Below are 17,383 nucleotides of genomic sequence, written 5' to 3' on the forward strand. Positions count from 1 at the left end.
GCCCTGCCAAGCCGAGTATCCGCCTCGTTACAGACTGGCCAACAACTGCAGGTCAAAGCTTCTATTCGCCAGACTACCCTCAACGATTCTAGCTATTCAGTCGCAAGTGTGTCGTCGTTAGTTGAAAGCGGGGTTATCCGCTTGCAGGCGCGCTGAATTATCGTGTCGTGAATCAGGTCGGTGGCCCGACACAAGCCCTCTGTTGGCTTGTGTTGGGGCCGGTGGCCCACATCTCCGGGCTAAACTGCGTCGGTGCCCCACATCTCGGCGGTGTTCCGAGATGTGGGTCTTTTGAACTTTTTCCGGCGTTACGCAATCACTAAGGTCGGCGTCTTCGAAACGAATCACAATGGACGGCTGACAGACGCAGTGGCAGAATTCCTCATTCGCGGGAGATGTGATGAGATCCCAAAAAGACCCACATCTGCGAACACCGCGCAGATGTGGGGCACCGGCAGGAGGAGAGTTGAGATGTGGGCCACCAGCCGGCTCTACTTTTTTTTAGTTGGAGCGGCTGCGATTCGACATCAAGCAACACCTGTTGGGTCGCGATGAACAGCGACCGTGTTGTCACCGCGACATTTGGGCAGCAATAACAATGGAGGATGCTGGGATGGTTCGCATGTTATTTTTCGTACTCTCTTTGTTGGCTACCGTGGGCCAAGACCGCATGCTTGTTGGCCAAGAGCGCGTGTTGGACTTAACAGATGTGCCCAAAGCGACGAGGCGCTTTCCACCATCGGCACAAACAATTTCTGGCATCTATGGAAGACTCATCGGTGGCCCTCCACCTCGTGGCCCGTTGACGTTATCACTCCTGAGTGCCAACTTGGAGCCCAACAACGAAGTGGTATACGAGGTTAGATTTACCAATACAGGCTCGCAGCCTACCTGCATTCCCAACGACCCGCAGGTTTCTCACGTAGAACCTCTGACACCGGAACCATATTCATATGCCGGAGGGACACTCTCCCTTCATGTAAGGGATGCCAAGGGAGATAGAAGAGCGCTGGGGAGCATCAAGCTCGTCGACGACGCAAGCCACTCACATTGCGAGAAATTGGCACCCAACGAATCGTTCGTCGTTCGTGCGAAGACGACTGATACGCGTCCAATGCTCAGGGGGCTGCAGGCAACAGCGGATTGGTCTACGTTTTCTGCTCGTGTGTGGTTTGCAGACGGCAAGACTTACGAGGATAATTCGAGCCAGCAATCAGTTGAGTCCAATGCATTGCCAATCTGCGCCACAGATTGCAATGGCAGTAAACCCTGAGTAGCGAGCGTTGCAGCGGGCGGCGAGTTCCACTCCTGGACACAGCCGCCCTGTTGCTCCCACGACCAGCATCTTATGCCCACGCGAGTCTAGGCTCCAGGGAATTACATTAACGGACACAGCCTGGATGGTTGCACCGGCGCCGATGCCCTATACTCATGCGCTATGAGCGCGCCCCAGGAAGTGGAAGTGAAATTCTTGGTTGTGAACGCCACGTCGCTCGAGCAGCGACTGCGCGAAGCTGGTTTCTCTGAGAAAACGCCGCCCACGCACGAGATGAACACGCTCTACGACTTGCCCGATAAGTCGCTCCGCCATAAAGGTCACGTCCTCCGACTGCGCGAGTATGGCGATCGCTGGACGCTAACTCACAAAGCCAAGTCTCAGAACGCACGGCATAAGACGCGCATCGAGAACGAAACGGCCGTCTCCGATGGCCCGCAGATGGAGGCCATACTTCTTGCGCTGGGCTATGCTCCCAGCTTCCGTTATGAGAAGTTTCGCGCCGAGTGGACTGACGGTCATGGCGAAGTTGTGATCGATCGCACTCCCATCGGCGTCGTCGCCGAAATTGAAGGCGCTCCCGAATGGATCGATCGGACCGCGGCGTCTCTCGGCGTTACCGAAAGCGAATACATCACCAAGTCGTATGCAAACCTGTTTCTTGAGTGGCGCGCTCGCACCGGCAGTCATGCAACCGACATGACATTCGCCGAGTGTGGCGTCTCTCCGGCCAAACTAAGCTGAGTCGCGTTTCAACACCACGAACACAATTTACGAGGTACTCATGACGATGCGGGCCGGCACCTCTGAACTGAAATCCAGCGATCTCCGCAATGCGGCAACGAGCGGCAATGCGCAGACAACGAATGCAGCCACTCGCACCGGTATGGGCGTCGTCCTCGCCCTGGCCGCAGTCAAGTTGCTCGTTAGCCTTGCAGTGGTGAACAACTACGGCTACTTCCGCGACGAGCTTTACTATCTCGCTTGCAGCGAACACCCGTCGTGGGGATACGTTGACCAGCCGCCGCTCGTGGCTGCCATCACCTGGCTCATTCGCCACACGCTCGGAACCTCGCTGTTTGCACTCCGCCTGCTGCCGGCGCTGGCCGGAACCCTCACAGTAATACTAGCCGCGCTTCTCGCGCGAGAAATGCGCGGAGGACGCATCGCGCAGGGCATCGCCGCCCTCGGCACCCTGCTCTCCACCGTCTATCTCGGCATGGACCACTTGCTCACCATGAACAGCTTCGATGTGCCGCTGTGGATGGCCTGCGCATGGGTGGTCCTCCGTATCGCAAACACCGGCAACGAGCGCCTCTGGCTGCTCTTCGGTGCCATCTCCGGAGTCACGCTTCTCAACAAATACGGCATAGGTTTCTTCGGCGTTGGCATAATCGTCGGACTCCTGCTGACGCCGATGCGCCGCTCGCTTGCACGTCCGTGGATCTGGCTCGGAGGCGCCCTCGCCTGCCTGATTATCCTGCCCAACTTTCTCTGGCAAGCAAACCGCGGATTCCCCTTCCTGGAACTCATGGGCAACATCCGCCACTCCGGGCGCGATGTCGCACTCGGGCCGCTGGCGTTCATCGGGCAGCAGCTCCTGATGATGAATCCAATTGCCACGCCTGCGCTCGCCGCCGGTATCGCCTGGTTCTTCACCCGTCGAGGCAAGCCGTATCGTGTCCTCGGGTGGGCGTACATCGTCTTTTTGGCGGAGATGATGGTGCTGAAGGGTAAGAGCTACTATCTCGCGCCGGTTTATCCGGTGCTCTTTGCGGCCGGAGGCATCGCGCTCGAACGATGGTGCTCACCCGCCGAAGGCCAGCTGAGGCCGGCTCGCAGCTGGACCCTTGCCGCGTATCTTTGCGTATGGGTCATCGTTGGTGCCTTGATCGCGCCGATGTTCTTCCCCGTGCTGCCCGCCGAAACCTATATCCGCTATTCAAGGGCGCTCGGGCTAGAGCCGCCGAAATTCGAGAACCAACCCCAGGGGCGCCTGCCGCAACTCTATGCCGATATGTTTGGCTGGCCGGAGATGGTCGAAACCGTCGCGCGCTACTACAACTCTCTGACTCCAGACGAGCGCGCCCGCACCGCCATCTTCGCCGACAACTACGGACAGGCTGGCGCAATCGACTTCTTCGGCCCACGTTACGGCCTCCCAAAATCCATCGGCGGACACCAGAGCTACTGGTTCTGGGGACCACGAGGCTACACCGGCGAAAGCATCATCGTTCTCGGAGAAGACGATCCGCAGAGCCTCGAACGCAATTGCGCGTCTTTCTCCCAGGTCGCGGTCCTTGACCACCCCAACGCTCGTCCGGACGAAAATCTACCCATCTATCACTGTCGCGGCCTCAAGCAGCCCCTGTCAGACTTCTGGCCTTACACGAAACACTTCAGCTAAACAATCCTCTAAAACGAAAAGCGCCGGGCATATGCCTCGACGCTTTCAAATCCCGCTACCATGTCCGTTATGCTGCCTGCCGCTCCTTCATTGCCGACTTGTGTCCCACAATGACGTAGTACACCGCGCGATCGAAGAATTGCTCCAGCGAAATCACAAACTCCAGTTCGCTCAACAGTTCCAGCGCGTCATCTGCGAGGGCCTCGCCCTGCATGAAAGTCCACAAGTGTTCCTTCGAGATAATCATTGCCCAAACCAACTGCTCCAGTGGGACGCCTTGCTGACCGCGCCTTGCTCCCAGGCGCGTGAAGCGCTGGTGAACGTCCGATTCAGTCTTCGTGTCCAGCCAGTCCCCCAGGTGTTGAACCAGTTGGCGAACGTCGTGCTCCAGTTCCGTCGCCGGTATGGCGCGCAATGAATCTGTCCGCTCCGCAGCATGTAACTTATGCACGATCCCAATCGCCAGCGCATCAGAGTATTTCTCAATCAGTCGCGCGTATCTTAATCCGGGCATCGCTTCCTCCCATTTCAATGGATGCGAGATAGGTCTACGCCGCTGCAGTTAATCCCGTACACATCATCCGGACGAGCGCTACAACGAAAACGGCCTCCCGGTTAGGAAGGCCGCCTGTTGAACCACTGCTGTCGTCCGCTTATGCCCCGCAGCACTTCTTGTACTTCTTGCCGCTGCCGCATGGACACGGATCGTTTCTCCCGACCTTGTCTCCGCGAACGACTTGCTGCACCTGCTGCATGTCGCCGGAACCGGCCATGCGCGCCTGGTCCAGTTCACGACGCTTCTTGCGCTGGAACTCCTCTTCGATGTCGTCAATGGAAGTCTGCGCGCGCCTGCGTGCTGCTGCTGCGGCGTCGCCCGTGCCATCGCTGCTCGCCTTAGGAGACGATCCATCGCCGAAATCCATTTCCTGCGGCGCGGCCTGGTACTGGCGCTGTAAGCGAACTTCGTTGCCATCGGCATCCAGAACCTGCATAAGGTACAGGTAGCGCACCGTCTCTTCTTCGAAGCGCGCCATCATCTCCTCGAACATCTGGAACGACTCGCGCTTGTACTCCACCAGGGGATCGTGCTGGCCATAACCGCGCAGCCCGATACCCTCCTTCAGGTGGTCCATGTTGAGCAGGTGCTCTTTCCACAACTGGTCGAGCACACTCAACATGATGACGCGCTCGTGCTGTCGCATCGCCTCAGGGCCGATCAACCGCTCCTTCGCGTCATACCGCTCAACCAGCTTCTCAAAAACGGCATCGCCAAGTTCCTGCCGGTTCAGCTTTTCGGCTTCGACGCCTTCCGCCTGGATGTCCACGCCGAAGCGCGTGAACACTTCGTTCTTTAGCCCCGCGATATCCCAATCTTCCGGATGCCTGTCCTTGCTGGCGTACTTGTCCAGCAACGTGCCAAGAATGTCGCGCACGTAATCCTGCTGAATCAGTTCCTTCTGTTCGAGCCCTTCCAACAACTGGCGTCGCAGCCCGTAGACGGCCTCGCGCTGCTTGTTCATCACGTCGTCGTACTCGAGCAAATGCTTACGAGCTTCGAAGTTCTGCGCTTCGACAGCCTTCTGCGCCGCCTCGATTCTCCGGGTGATGAGCTTCGACTCGATCGGTACGCCCTCTTCCATGCCGAGCCGCTGTAACAGCGTGCTCACCCACTCCTTGGCGAAGATGCGCATCAAGTCGTCTTCCAGCGACAGATAGAAACGCGAAGCGCCAGGATCGCCCTGGCGACCAGCACGTCCACGCAGCTGATTGTCGATGCGCCGCGCTTCGTGCCGTTCCGTTCCAAGGATGAACAGGCCTCCGGCGTCGACGACATTCTTGTGCTCGCTGTCGGTGTCCGCCTTGTATTTATTCAGAATCTCTTGCCACTGCTGGGTAGCGACCTTGAATTCATTTCCCGAGTAGTACCAGTAGGTCGTCGTCGGATCGTCGGGACGCGCCTCGATCTCGCCTACGGCTTCCGCCACCGGCTGCGCCAGTCCAAGCTTCACGCACTCGCGCTTTGCCACGAATTCGGGATTGCCACCGAGCAGAATGTCCGTTCCGCGGCCCGCCATGTTGGTGGCGATCGTCACCTGCCCGAAGCGTCCGGCCTGTGCCACGATCTCCGCTTCACGCTCGTGCTGCTTCGCGTTGAGAACCTCGTGCTTCACGCCCTTCTTCTTCAGCAGATCGCTTAGGCGCTCAGACTTTTCAATCGACGTGGTGCCCACCAGCACAGGCTGGCCGTTCTCATGCAGTTCTGCAATGCTATCGGCCACGGCATTGAACTTCTCCCGCTCGGTCCTGTACACGGTGTCGGGGTTCTCGATGCGCAACAGCGGTTTGTTCGTGGGGATGACCAGCACTTCGAGCTTATAAATCTTGTAGAACTCGGCGGCTTCCGTCTCGGCCGTACCGGTCATGCCGGCCAGTTTCTTGTACATACGGAAATAGTTCTGGAAGGTGATTGTCGCCAGCGTCTGGTTCTCGCGCTCGATCTTGACGCCTTCTTTCGCTTCCACGGCCTGGTGCAGCCCATCGCTCCAGCGGCGACCCGGCATCAGGCGTCCCGTGAACTCATCGACGATCAGTACTTCCCCGTCTTTGACCACGTATTCAACGTCGCGACGATACAGCGCGTGCGCTTTGAGCGCGGTCTCAACGTGGTGCTTAAGATCCCAGTTCTCCGGGTCGGCGATGTTGCCTATGCCCAGCAAACCCTCAACTTTTTCCCAGCCTTTATCCGTCACCGTGATCGTCTTGTGCTTCTCGTCGATCACGAAGTCGTTCGTCAGGACCTTGTCGTCGCCTTGGGTGATCTCTTCGCCGCGTTCCAGCTTCGGGATAATCCGATTCACTCTGTAGTACTTGTCGGTCGACTCCTCGCTTGCTCCGGAGATGATGAGCGGAGTACGCGCTTCGTCAATCAGGATGGAGTCGACCTCGTCCACGATCGCGAAGTTATGCGGGCGCTGCACGCATTCGCGCAGATCGAACTTCATGTTGTCACGCAGGTAGTCGAAGCCGAACTCATTATTGGTTCCGTAGGTCACGTCCGCAGCATAGGCATCCCGGCGCTGGTCGTCGTCCAGTTCGTGGACGATCACACCGACAGTTAGGCCGAGGAACGTGTAGACCTTGCCCATCCACTCCGAGTCGCGTTTGGCCAGGTAGTCATTGACGGTAACGACGTGCACGCCGCGCCCGCTCAGAGCGTTCAGGTAAACGGGCAGCGTCGCCACCAGCGTCTTGCCTTCACCGGTTTTCATTTCGGAGATCTTGCCGGAGTGCAGCACCATGCCGCCGATCAACTGCACGTCGAAGTGCCGCATGTTCAGCACGCGGCGACCCGCCTCGCGGACCACTGCGAACGCTTCCTCCAATATCTCGTCCAGAACTTCGGCCAATATCTTGTTACGCTCCGCAGCTATCTGCTTGGCGCGGTCCGCGTTTCCGTCGGCATCGTCGGCTACCTGGGCCAACCTTTCCTGAATCCGTTTGCGGAACTCGTCAGTTTTTGCCCGTAGCTCGGCATCGCTCAGCTTGCTGATCTCGGGTTCCAGCGCACTGATGCGCGTCACCCGTGGCAACAGCTTCTTAATCTCACGCTCGTTTTGCGTGCCGAAAACCTTTGCCATCAATCCGTTAATCAAAATTGCTTCCTTATCTCGAGCCTCAGGCTTTTACATGGGCTCTCAGCAGCCTTTGGCGAGGCCTTCAATCATTATATTGGATGCCGCGGGAGAGCAGTGGTTCTACCCACACTCCTTAGAGGAAGGATTGAGGACCGCAACACACCCAACTTCGCCCTTCTTCGATTTTTTAAGGCTTCGCCAAAGCGGCGCCAAGGGATTGCATCCAACGCAAATGGAACCAACTGCCTGTTCGCCTTGGGGGTTCAGTTGGACAGCGCGCTCCTCGTACATCGCCTGCACTTCGCCTTCACCATAACTTTTCACTACCTCTTTCCTCAGCTCACCATGGGGCTTGCGCCGCTCATAGTGGTTCTGAAGAGCCTTGCGCTTCGCACCGGCAATGCGCACTACAACGATGCGGCACGTTTCTGGGCCAAAGTGTTCGGCATCAACTTCGTGCTTGGCGTCGTGACCGGCATACCTATGGAATTCCAGTTCGGCACGAACTGGGCGCACTTTTCAAGGCTTACCGGGGGCGTCATCGCGCAGCCAATCGTCATGGAAGGCGTCTTCTCGTTCTTCCTCGAATCTGCATTTCTTGGACTCTTCCTCTTCGGCGAGAAACGACTGAGTCCTCGCGGACACTGGTGGGCGGCCTTTGCCGTCTTCGTTGGCTCATGGCTTTCCGGGTTCTTCATCATCGCCGCCAACGCGTGGATGCAACATCCGGTCGCTTATCAGCGCATGGCTGACGGATCGTTCCAAGTCACCAGCTTCTGGGGCGTGCTCCTCAATCCCTGGGCACTCCTGCAATACGCGCATAACATGAGTGGCGCCGTCATAACAGGAGCTTTCGTTATGAGCGCCGTCGGCGCGTTCTATCTGCTGGAACACCGGCACCAGGAACACGCACGCATTTTCGTCCGCATTGGCGTAATTGCCGGCGTCATCTTCAGCATTCTGCAACTGTTCCCCACCGGCGATCTCCACGGCAAATACCTCGCGCGACACCAACCGGCCGCACTCGCCTCCATGGAAGCTCTCTGGGAAACACAGTCAGGCGCACCCATGGTATTTATTGGACAGCCTGACGTGCAGCGTCGCCGCATCGACAATCCAGTTCAGGTGAACAGGGCATTGAGCTTCCTTATCTATGGCACGTTCGGCGCGGAGGTTAAGGGACTCAACGCTTATCCAGAGGAAGACTGGCCGCAGAATATTCCACTGCTTTATTACAGCTATCACATCATGGCGGGCCTTGGGACGGTCTTCATCGCCGTCATGCTTGTCGCTGCCTTCCTCCTATGGCGACGCAGGCTCTTCGACTCGCGGTGGATGCTCTGGGTCCTGATGCTCTGCCTGCCTTTCCCATACATCGCGAATACCGCTGGATGGATGACATCTGAACTTGGACGCCAACCATGGCTCGTCTACGGACTGCTGCGCACCAGCGTTGGCTACTCGCAGACCGTCTCCGCCGGTAATGCCTGGTTCACTCTGCTCGGCTACATGGGGCTCTATACCGTGCTGGCAATATTTTTCGTTTTCCTAATTGGCCGGGTTATCGCCCAAGGACCGGAAGCCGCTTTACGAAATCGAAAGGGCGCGCCCGTAACCGCGCCGGAAGTGTCTCACTGATACAGGTTGCACTGAACCAAACGGAGCACAAATGGAGACCACGTGGTTTGCTCTCGTCGCGCTCATGCTGACCGCCTACGTCGTGCTTGACGGTTTCGATATAGGCGCCGGCATTCTCCATCTCTACGTTGCCAGGACGGACGCTGAACGACGGCTCGTGCTCCGCACCATCGGCCCGGTGTGGGACGGTAATGAAGTGTGGCTGCTCGCCGCTGGAGGCACCCTCTACTTCGCCTTCCCCCTGCTGTACGCCTCCAGTTTCAGCGGCTTCTATCTTCCGCTCACGATCGTTCTCTGGTTGCTCGTCCTGCGTGCCATCGGTATCGAGTTCCGCATGCACCTGGATATGGCAGTGTGGAGAAGTCTCTTCGACGGGCTGTTTGCATTCTCGAGCATCCTGCTCGCCATCTTCTTCGGCGCTGCGCTCGGAAACGTTGTTCGAGGAGTTCCGCTCGGCGCGAACGGCTATTTCTTTGAGCCACTCTGGACGAATTGGCGGGTCGGTCCTGAGCCCGGCATTCTCGACTGGTACACGGTTCTGACCGGCGTCGTCGCACTCGTCAGCTTGAGCATCCATGGTGCGCACTATGTCGCGCTCAAAACCGAGGGAGCCGTATCGCGGCGTTGCATGCGCGTCGCACGGCTTTTATGGCCCGCGCTCGTCGGCATCACGATCATCAGCCTAATCGCTACCGTCTACATCCACCCCACGGTGCTTTCAAATTACAGACAGCACCCGGCCAGTCTTCTCATTCCCCTGCTGGTCATAGCCGCACTGGCGTGGATGCCGCTTGCGCTTCGGCGAGGAGACCTCAAGGCCGCTTTCCTCGCAACATCCGTTTATCTCGTCGCCATGCTCGTCGGCGCGGCCGTGGCACTCTATCCAACCCTCCTGCCAGCGAGCACAAACCCTGCGCACACGCTCACCATCTACAACACAGCGACGGGCCACTATTCACTTCGACTCGGGCTAATTTGGTGGAGTTTTGGCATGCTGATCGCCATCGGATATTTTGTCTTCGTGTATCGCATGTTTCGCGGCAAGGTGGCAATCGAAGGTGACGATCACGGCTACTGAACGCACCTAATTCAGATGCCGGATTCTTGCACATTATGCGGGTGCAGCAAATTTTCAGTTCTCCGCCGCAAGCTAATGATCCCTAAAGACTTCAACGCCGCTGACAATTAAAGAGGGGGCCGCGGCCCCCTGCTCGCTTGCATTGCATAAAATTCTAAGCGGCTCTCCGGCCTTGAGAACGCGACCGGCCGGCAGTCTTCTGGCTCTTACGGCCACGAGCCGCGCCGGTGTCCGTCATCTCTTCGCCTTCCATCCCCATCTCGTCCATCGTCTCCTCGCTTACGCCCTCTCCCTCTTCTTCTTCCATCCCCAACTTTTCGGGCTTCACCTTGTTCGCGAACGTTTCCATCTTCTTCGCCATCTGTTGTTCTTCTTTCAAACTCTGGCCGAGCAGTCTTACAACTTTCTTGTGGTCCATCATCGTGCCCATTCGAATCAGCGATTCATACGCGCTGATCTCATACCGCTCGCCCTTGATGGATGCGGTTATGTCGAAAACATTTAGGATGTCATCCGACGGATCCTCTTCCTTGAAGTTCTGGTGTTCTTCGACCAGTCCCTTCACGCCGGCACATTCGGCCTCCTCCGGCTCCTCGCTCAATTCTTCGAAACACTGCTCCAGCCGCTCGATCTGCTTCTCGGTCTGCGCACGATGCGTTTCGAATTGCTTCTTCATATCCGGTCGGGATACCTCTTCGGCAAACTCACCGGTGATCTCAAGAAACTTGCGTTCGGCGTCAAGCATATCGCTCAGTTCATGCAAGAAAAGCTCATGAGCTGTCTGCATATCGTTTCCTCCGCAGGCTCAGATGCACTAAAAATGCACAGGTGTGCCAATCCAACTCTCGGTTCGTGCGCCCGTAGCTACCCACTGGTTTCAACGAGCGAACTGCGATCCTCAGTACCCGGTTACCCGCCTCTCCCAGAGTTCCCCAGTAACGAACCTTCCTTTCAATTTCCGATTTTCTGTTGGGCATCAGTGCCTGTATATTCCTTAGCACCTATGTTCTACAGCCGTTTCGTCGAATCTGTCGGGCGCTGGCCTGACGTTATTGCCGTGGAAATCCAACGACAGCAGGGCTCCGAGTCTGTCCAAGGTTCAAGTGTTTTCAGCTCGCAAGGCACGGATGAGGCTTTCACCTACGCACAATTGCGCACCATGGCCGAGTCCATCGCACGCTGGCTACTTGAGAACGGCATCTCCGGTGGCGCACGTTGCGCCATTCTGGCCGGCAATAGTCCTCGCTGGGTAGCCGCTTATCTCGGGATTGTCGCCTCCGGCAACACCGCAGTTCCTTTAGACACGGCTTTTCGGCCCGACCAAGTAGCACGTCTTCTGGAAGACAGCGGCGCAACACTGCTCTTCGCCGACTCGCGCCACCTCGCGCTGGCAAGGGCATCTGTTGCCGCCAGCAAGGTCCGCCTTGCGCTCATAGAGCCCGAGCACCCCGGCACCAGTGGCTTGCCTACGCTCGACCTCATGTTCGCGGAAGGCCCAGGCTCGTTCACGCCTCCTCAGGTCGCGCCGGACGATATCGCGTGCATTCTTTACACGTCGGGTACCACGAGCGACCCCAAGGGTGTCATCCTCACGCACGCCAACCTTGCCGGAGAGATCGAGTCCGTAAGACGTTATCTGCACCTCGGTCCCAGCGACGCCCTCCTTGGCGTGCTCCCGCTTTTCCACGCCCTCGCCCAGATGGCGAACATCATGCTTCCGTTCGCCAATGGCGCGCGGGTCGTTTTCCTCGACTCGCTCAATACGGCCGAGCTCTTGCGTGCGCTTCAGGAACGCGGTATCACCATCTTCTGTTGCGTCCCGCAGTTCTTCTATCTGATCCACGAGCGCATCTTTACTAAGGCTCGCGAGCGCGGACGCTTCGCCTGGAACGCATTTCAAGTGATGCTGAAGCTTTCGCGCATAGCTCGCGCCTTGCACGTTAACTTAGGGAAAACTCTGTTCCGCCCGGTACATGCCCTGCTTGGCCCCAAGATGCGCTACTTCGTCACTGGCGGATCCCGTTTCGATCCTGCCATCGGACGCGACCTCTACAATCTGGGGTTTGAAGTTCTGCAGGCTTATGGTCTGACCGAAACCTCTGGCGGCGCATTCGCAACTCCGCCCGATGACAACGTCATGGGTTCCATTGGACGCCCTCTGCCGGGCAACGAAGCCCGCATCGCCGATCCGAAACCAGCGGAAGAGGCCACCCACGGGTACCTCGTCGGCGAGATCGCCATCCGCGGTCCCATCGTGATGAAGGGCTACTACAACCGTCCCGATGCCACAGCAGAGGTTCTTCGCGACGGCTGGCTCCACACCGGCGATCTCGCCTACGCCGACAAGGACGGCAACTACTTCATCACGGGACGTGCCAAGGAAGTCATCGTCCTCAGCAATGGCAAGAACATCTATCCCGAGGAGATCGAAAACTACTACCTGAAGTCTCCCTGGATCAAAGAAATCTGCGTGGTGGGCATCGAGAGCAGGCCCGGCGAGCCGATGTCCGAGCGCCTTCACGGCGTTGTCGTTCCCAACTTCGACCTCCTACGCCAGAAGAAGATCGTCAACACACGCGAAGTCATTCGCTACGACATAGAAGGCATTTCTTCCCACCTCGCGCCAACGAAGCGCATTCTTAGCTACGAAATCTGGCAGGACGATCTTCCGCGCACTACAACGCGTAAGCTCAAACGTTTCGAGATCGAGCGGCGCGTGAGGGAAAACCAGGCACGCCCCGCCGACACCTCCGAACTTTCGCTCGCCCGCCAGCTCACCGACGAGGAGCGCGAGTGGCTTGCGCTTCCGGACGTGCGGCGTTCCATCGAGATTATCCGCAACTCCAGTAAGAACAAGACTACCGCGCTTCATCCCAGCGACAATCTCGAACTCGATCTCGGACTGGATTCCATGGAAAGAGTCGAACTCCTCGTCTCGTTGGAACATCACCTCGGCGCGAATGTTGACGACTCGCTCGCGAGCGAGGTGTACACGGTCCGGGAACTTGTGGACGCTGTACGCCAGAGCGCCGGCAGCGTCACCGGCCAGGGCGTCGGATGGGAGACGCTGCTCCAGACCGAAGTAACCGATCCCGAAGTTCTCGCCATCAGCAAGCCGCGCCCCATCATCACCGCTTTCTGGTATATTTTCGGGCGTTTCGTATCGCTCTTCGTGCGCGACGTTTTCCGATTGCGCGTTGAGGGTACTGAGAAGATTCCGGCGAATGCGCCGTTCATCATCAGCCCAAATCACCAGAGCTTCCTGGACGCCGCTATCCTGACTGCCGTGCTACCCTGGCACGCTTTCCGCGAAGTTTTCTATGTTGGCACGAGCGAAATCTTCGGTTCCGGCATCTGGCGTCAGTTCGCCCGTTTCCTTCGTCTCATCCCCGTCGATCCCGATGCCAATCTCGTTCCCGCAATGCGCGCCGGAGCCTACGGTCTGCGCAAAGGCAGGGTTCTGATGCTCTTCCCGGAAGGTGAGCGCAGCATTGACGGTCCACCGAAGCCGTTCAAGAAAGGCGCAGCTATCCTCGCGTATCACTTGAATGTTCCAGTGGTTCCCGTTGCACTAGAAGGGTTTTACGAGGCTTGGCCAAGAGGCAAGCAGTTCCAGCGCTTCACCGATTTGAAGATTAGGTTCGGCGATCCCATTTATCCCGATCCGAACGAAGCGCCCGAACTGGCATACGACCGGCTCACGACGGAACTCCATGATCGAGTGGATGGAATGTGGGAGGAACTGCGAAACGAATCAGAGGCGACACACGACCCGGCTGCAACCCCGGCACCTCGCTAAGTTTCGACGGGGCGAATTCGAACGGGTGTGCTGCCTTCATTCTCTGTAATGAGCTTCAGGTGAGACGATTGACCACATCGGCCGGCCGTTTTAGACCATCATGTCTTCGTGAGCCAGCCAGAAGCCTATCTGGAATTTGATTTCGTCCGAGATATTCGTGAACTGTACGCCGGCATGGCCTGCACCATCTGACCAAATTACCCGGCCCTCGCACCGTATTGCATTATCAATGTGCGGCAGCACGAACGTTACCTCAACGATCGCGCCTTGCTCAAGACCTGCTTCGGTGGTAATCGCTGCCCCTGCCTGGCTCAAATCTATCAAAGCAACTTGCTCGTTCAAGCCGCCAACGCTGACGGTGGCATGCGAATGCAGCCGCCCTCGTGGCGACAATCGCCGTTCACCATTTCGCTGGTTGGGTCGAATCGAGAACGCACCCTGCATATTGTGCAAAATGTTACTGTTTTCGCCCCAATTGACGCAAGATACCAGGTTGATTCTCCGGTGACTCCCGCCTGCACTGCTGGACCGCTACTTTGCTCTAGGGTGGGTATTGTCATACACCTGCATCACTTTGACGACCGATACCTGGGTGTAACGCTGCGTCGTCGAAAGCCGCTCGTGGCCAAGCAATTCCTGGATCGAGCGCAGGTCCGCCCCCTCCTCCAGCATGTGCGTTCCAAAAGCATGACGCAATGTATGTGGATGCACATCCGGCGAAAGCCCCTTCGCTACGGCAATTCGTTTCACGATGCGTCCCACGCTTCGCGTCGTCAGCCGCGCTCCGCGCGTATTGATCAGCAGGGCCGGGGTGGTTCGCTTGCGCTTCGCCAGAATCTGCTGTCGCACCGCCATGTAGCTTCGAAGCGCGGCATTGGCCGCCTCGCCGAAAGGAACAAAGCGTTCCTTCTTCCCTTTGCCTCGAACCAGGATCGCCTCGTTGCTCCATGAGATGTGGTCCACGTCGATTCCCACCAACTCGGAGTTCCGAATTCCGCACCCATATAGCAGTTCGAAAATCGCCTTGTCGCGCTCCGGAACCGCCGCCTCTTCCGGCATTCCGCCATTCAGTAAGGCATTCATCTCCTCGATTGTCGGAACCCTCGGCAGCTTTTTAGGCAATCGTGGCGTTGCTACCAGCGCTGCGGGGTTCTGTTCGACGACACCCTCACGCGCCCGCCACTTGTACATGGATCGAAGCGCCGCCAGCGCTCGCGCCGCCGATGTCTTGCTCAACCCGCGATCGTACAGATGCCCCAGGAAGCTCCGTACCAGCACATGATCAACATCGCGCCAATTCGCCTTGGGACCGATGAATTCCGAGAATTGCTCCAGGTCCGTCGCATAAGCCTTCACCGTGTGCGCGGATGCATTTTGCTCCTTGAGCGCCCGCACAAACTGCGCGATGCCCTTCTGCACCTGCCCCATCGGCTTATTCGTTTTCGACGCTGTCATCAATCCTCTTCCTTCTCTGGTCGCGCACCCGTCGCCGGTCGTTGTCGCGCCGACGCCCCGGCGCCATGAGTGCCTTCAGCTTTCGCCGCATCCGGTGTCCGCCCACGTCCGCGCGGATGGAACTTTCTATGCACCTTCTTCAATCCATCCAGCGCGAGATGGGTGTAGATCTGAGTGGTCGAGATATCCGCGTGCCCCAGGATGGTCTGCACCGTTCGAAGGTCTGCGCCGTTCTCCACCATATGCGTAGCCGCACTATGACGAAGCATGTGCGGACTTGCGTGCTGTCCCGCCGCGACCGACGCCCTATCTACCAACTGCCAAACTCTCTGCCGCGATAGTCGCCTGCCGCCACGCGCCACGAAAACCAGCGGGGACATGCGTCCGTTCGCCAGCACCGGGCGGGCACTCCGCAGATACTCAGCAATCGAATCCGTCGCCGAGCGCCCCAGAGGAACGATCCTTTCCTTGTCGCCCTTGCCCCGCACCAGCGCGTGCCCAAGTTCCAGCTTCAAGTCCTCGATCTTCACATCAACAATTTCAGAAACCCGCAGCGCCCCCGCATACAGCATTTCCAGGATGGCGCGATCCCTCAGCGCGCGCGCTTGCGACTCCTTCGAGTCGCGCTCCGCCTTCGGAGCGGTCATCATCTGCTCGATCTGTGGCGGCGCAACCGACTTTGGCAGCACCTTCCACTGCCTCGGAGTATCGATATTCAGGGTGGGATCGAGCACGATCATGCGGTCAAGCAGCAGATATTTGTAAAAGTGACGCAGAGCAGAAAGCTTGCGCGCCACCGTCCGCCCCTCCAGTTGATCGGCGAACAGCGCGTCAAGAAAGTCGCGCACGTCCTGACGCTTCGCTGCCAGCATCGAGCGCTTTCGTCCGGCGAGAAACTCAGCCCAGCGCGCCAGGTCACACGTGTAAGCCTCCAGCGTCAAACGCGCCAAGCCCTTTTCGATCTTTAGATAATCGACGAAGCCCGCAAGCACCCGTCCATTTTCGGCAACAACTCCCATGCCGATTACTATGCGAGTTATCGGACTCTAAAGCAATGCCAACCTGGATTCCACTTCAGTGAAGTTGACGTCCGTCGCCGTCTCCCTGAGCGATGCCGCGAAGTCAGAGGACTCCTACGACCAAAGCTTGGAAGTTCAGTAGGGATCCTTCGACTCGGGCCCAACGCCCTCGCTCCGGAAGACAATCAGGTTCAAGGTGAATCAGAAGGAGCACTAGAGTCTGCGCGGCCCGCCTGCAATGTCGGTATCTGAAGTCCGAAGTCTGACGTCTGAGGTCTGGGGCTGACGTCTGAGATCTGACGTCTGAAGTTGGTCACGCCATCTTCTCTCGCACGCCTTCCAGCAGTTCCACAGCGTACAGAGGGCTTTCCGGCGTTTCTTCGTGCTTGAAGAAAGCGAAGACCTCGGTGCCGTCAGCTGCGAGCCGATGCAGGCGCTCACTCAACACTCGCCGTTCTGCCGTCGAGTATTCTTCCTTGCGGAACCTGTAGTACGCGAAATCCGCGGTCTGCTGTTCCGGGGTGGTGAGCTTCTTCGTTTCCGCCACGCACAATGCCACATTGTACTTCCGCAAGGCGTCAAAGATTTCATCGCTGAACCAGGACTCGTGGCGAAACTCGAAGGCGGCGCGCAGACTGCGCGGCAGCATTGTCAGGAACTCCTGCAGCAACTTGGCATCGCTCTTCAACTGAGGCGGCAACTGGAACAGGACAGGCCCCAATCGCCCTGCCTGCGCCAGCGGAGAAATGGACGAGAGAAACCGCTGCAAAGGCTCTTCTGCACCGCGCAGCTTCTTGAAGTGCGTAATCACCTGGTTTGCCTTCAGCGCAAACCGGAAATGCTTCGGCGTCTGCTTCAACCAGTTCGCAATGGTTTTCTCCGTGAGTAAATGACGGAAGGTGTAATTCACTTCCACGGCCGTGAGGCGGCTCGCGTAGTGTTCCAGAAATTTCGTCTGCGGCAGCTTCTCCGGATAAAACACGGGCTGCCAGATCTTGTACGCCCAACCGGAAGTTCCAACATAGAGATTCGCCACCGAAAACAAAGCTTCCCTCCAATACTGCCGGGCCGCTTCC

The 17,383-nt window shown here is 58.0% G+C and carries 12 protein-coding genes; 5 read left to right on the forward strand and 7 right to left on the reverse strand.

What is annotated here, in order from left to right; translation table 11 throughout:
• Positions 1 to 1,462 precede the first annotated feature (1,462 nt).
• Together VN622_05550 and VN622_05555 are read left to right on the forward strand one after the other, a co-directional pair.
• Positions 1,463 to 2,020: a class IV adenylate cyclase gene (locus tag VN622_05550; protein HWR35318.1), complete on the forward strand. Its 558-nt coding sequence runs from the start codon at positions 1,463 to 1,465 to the stop codon at positions 2,018 to 2,020.
• A gap of 40 nt (positions 2,021 to 2,060) precedes the next feature.
• Positions 2,061 to 3,683, forward strand: a complete 1,623-nt coding sequence (locus VN622_05555) for a glycosyltransferase family 39 protein (GenBank protein HWR35319.1) — start codon at positions 2,061 to 2,063, stop codon at positions 3,681 to 3,683.
• Positions 3,684 to 3,750: 67 nt separating this feature from the next.
• On the opposite strand, the gene VN622_05560 is transcribed toward VN622_05555, so the two are convergent.
• Both VN622_05560 and secA read right to left on the reverse strand, forming a co-directional pair.
• Positions 3,751 to 4,197, reverse strand: a complete 447-nt coding sequence (locus VN622_05560) for a hypothetical protein (protein HWR35320.1) — start codon at positions 4,195 to 4,197, stop codon at positions 3,751 to 3,753.
• A gap of 139 nt (positions 4,198 to 4,336) precedes the next feature.
• The gene (gene secA / locus VN622_05565; protein HWR35321.1) at positions 4,337 to 7,336 is read right to left on the reverse strand and encodes a preprotein translocase subunit SecA; all 3,000 of its coding nucleotides are present in this window, start codon (positions 7,334 to 7,336) and stop codon (positions 4,337 to 4,339) included.
• 249 nt (positions 7,337 to 7,585) lie between these two features.
• On the opposite strand from secA, the gene VN622_05570 reads away from it, so the two are divergent.
• Together VN622_05570 and cydB are read left to right on the forward strand one after the other, a co-directional pair.
• Complete coding sequence (locus VN622_05570) at positions 7,586 to 8,956, forward strand: cytochrome ubiquinol oxidase subunit I (protein ID HWR35322.1); 1,371 nt, start codon at positions 7,586 to 7,588, stop codon at positions 8,954 to 8,956.
• A 31-nt stretch (positions 8,957 to 8,987) separates the two neighbouring features.
• The gene (gene cydB, locus VN622_05575) at positions 8,988 to 10,034 is read left to right on the forward strand and encodes a cytochrome d ubiquinol oxidase subunit II (GenBank protein HWR35323.1); all 1,047 of its coding nucleotides are present in this window, start codon (positions 8,988 to 8,990) and stop codon (positions 10,032 to 10,034) included.
• A gap of 154 nt (positions 10,035 to 10,188) precedes the next feature.
• Here the strand turns inward: cydB and VN622_05580 are convergent, their stop codons facing one another.
• Positions 10,189 to 10,821, reverse strand: a complete 633-nt coding sequence (locus tag VN622_05580) for a DUF892 family protein (GenBank protein ID HWR35324.1) — start codon at positions 10,819 to 10,821, stop codon at positions 10,189 to 10,191.
• A gap of 216 nt (positions 10,822 to 11,037) precedes the next feature.
• On the opposite strand from VN622_05580, the gene VN622_05585 reads away from it, so the two are divergent.
• Positions 11,038 to 13,833 carry an AMP-binding protein gene (locus VN622_05585; GenBank protein ID HWR35325.1) on the forward strand — a complete coding sequence of 932 codons (2,796 nt, stop codon included), beginning with the start codon at positions 11,038 to 11,040 and terminating at the stop codon, positions 13,831 to 13,833.
• A 90-nt stretch (positions 13,834 to 13,923) separates the two neighbouring features.
• Here VN622_05585 and VN622_05590 read toward each other — a convergent pair whose 3' ends face one another.
• The 4 genes from VN622_05590 to VN622_05605 all read right to left on the reverse strand — a co-directional run bounded on the left by VN622_05590 (position 13,924) and on the right by VN622_05605 (position 17,343).
• Positions 13,924 to 14,277, reverse strand: a complete 354-nt coding sequence (locus VN622_05590; GenBank protein HWR35326.1) for a PilZ domain-containing protein — start codon at positions 14,275 to 14,277, stop codon at positions 13,924 to 13,926.
• Between the two features lie 87 nt (positions 14,278 to 14,364).
• Positions 14,365 to 15,288 (reverse strand): tyrosine recombinase, encoded by a 924-nt coding sequence (locus tag VN622_05595; protein HWR35327.1) that lies wholly within the window; start codon positions 15,286 to 15,288, stop codon positions 14,365 to 14,367.
• Positions 15,288 to 16,307: a tyrosine recombinase gene (locus tag VN622_05600; protein ID HWR35328.1), complete on the reverse strand. Its 1,020-nt coding sequence runs from the start codon at positions 16,305 to 16,307 to the stop codon at positions 15,288 to 15,290. The genes VN622_05595 and VN622_05600 overlap by 1 nt, the downstream gene beginning before the upstream one ends.
• Before the next feature lie 313 nt (positions 16,308 to 16,620).
• Complete coding sequence (locus VN622_05605) at positions 16,621 to 17,343, reverse strand: DUF72 domain-containing protein (GenBank protein ID HWR35329.1); 723 nt, start codon at positions 17,341 to 17,343, stop codon at positions 16,621 to 16,623.
• Positions 17,344 to 17,383: the final 40 nt, after the last annotated feature.

The organism is Clostridia bacterium (assembly GCA_035561135.1).
GTDB lineage: Bacteria > Acidobacteriota > Terriglobia > Terriglobales > Acidobacteriaceae > DATMYA01.

Bases quoted from the DNA above. Each gene is read 5' to 3' on its own strand.
- VN622_05555 (HWR35319.1), top strand. From the start codon at position 2,061: ATGACGATGCGGGCCGGCACCTCTGAACTGAAATCCAGCGATCTCCGC.
- VN622_05560 (HWR35320.1), bottom strand. From the start codon at position 4,197: ATGCCCGGATTAAGATACGCGCGACTGATTGAGAAATACTCTGATGCG.
- cydB (HWR35323.1), top strand. From the start codon at position 8,988: ATGGAGACCACGTGGTTTGCTCTCGTCGCGCTCATGCTGACCGCCTAC.
- VN622_05580 (HWR35324.1), bottom strand. From the start codon at position 10,821: ATGCAGACAGCTCATGAGCTTTTCTTGCATGAACTGAGCGATATGCTT.
- VN622_05585 (HWR35325.1), top strand. From the start codon at position 11,038: ATGTTCTACAGCCGTTTCGTCGAATCTGTCGGGCGCTGGCCTGACGTT.
- VN622_05590 (HWR35326.1), bottom strand. From the start codon at position 14,277: ATGCAGGGTGCGTTCTCGATTCGACCCAACCAGCGAAATGGTGAACGG.
- VN622_05595 (HWR35327.1), bottom strand. From the start codon at position 15,288: ATGACAGCGTCGAAAACGAATAAGCCGATGGGGCAGGTGCAGAAGGGC.
- VN622_05600 (HWR35328.1), bottom strand. From the start codon at position 16,307: ATGGGAGTTGTTGCCGAAAATGGACGGGTGCTTGCGGGCTTCGTCGAT.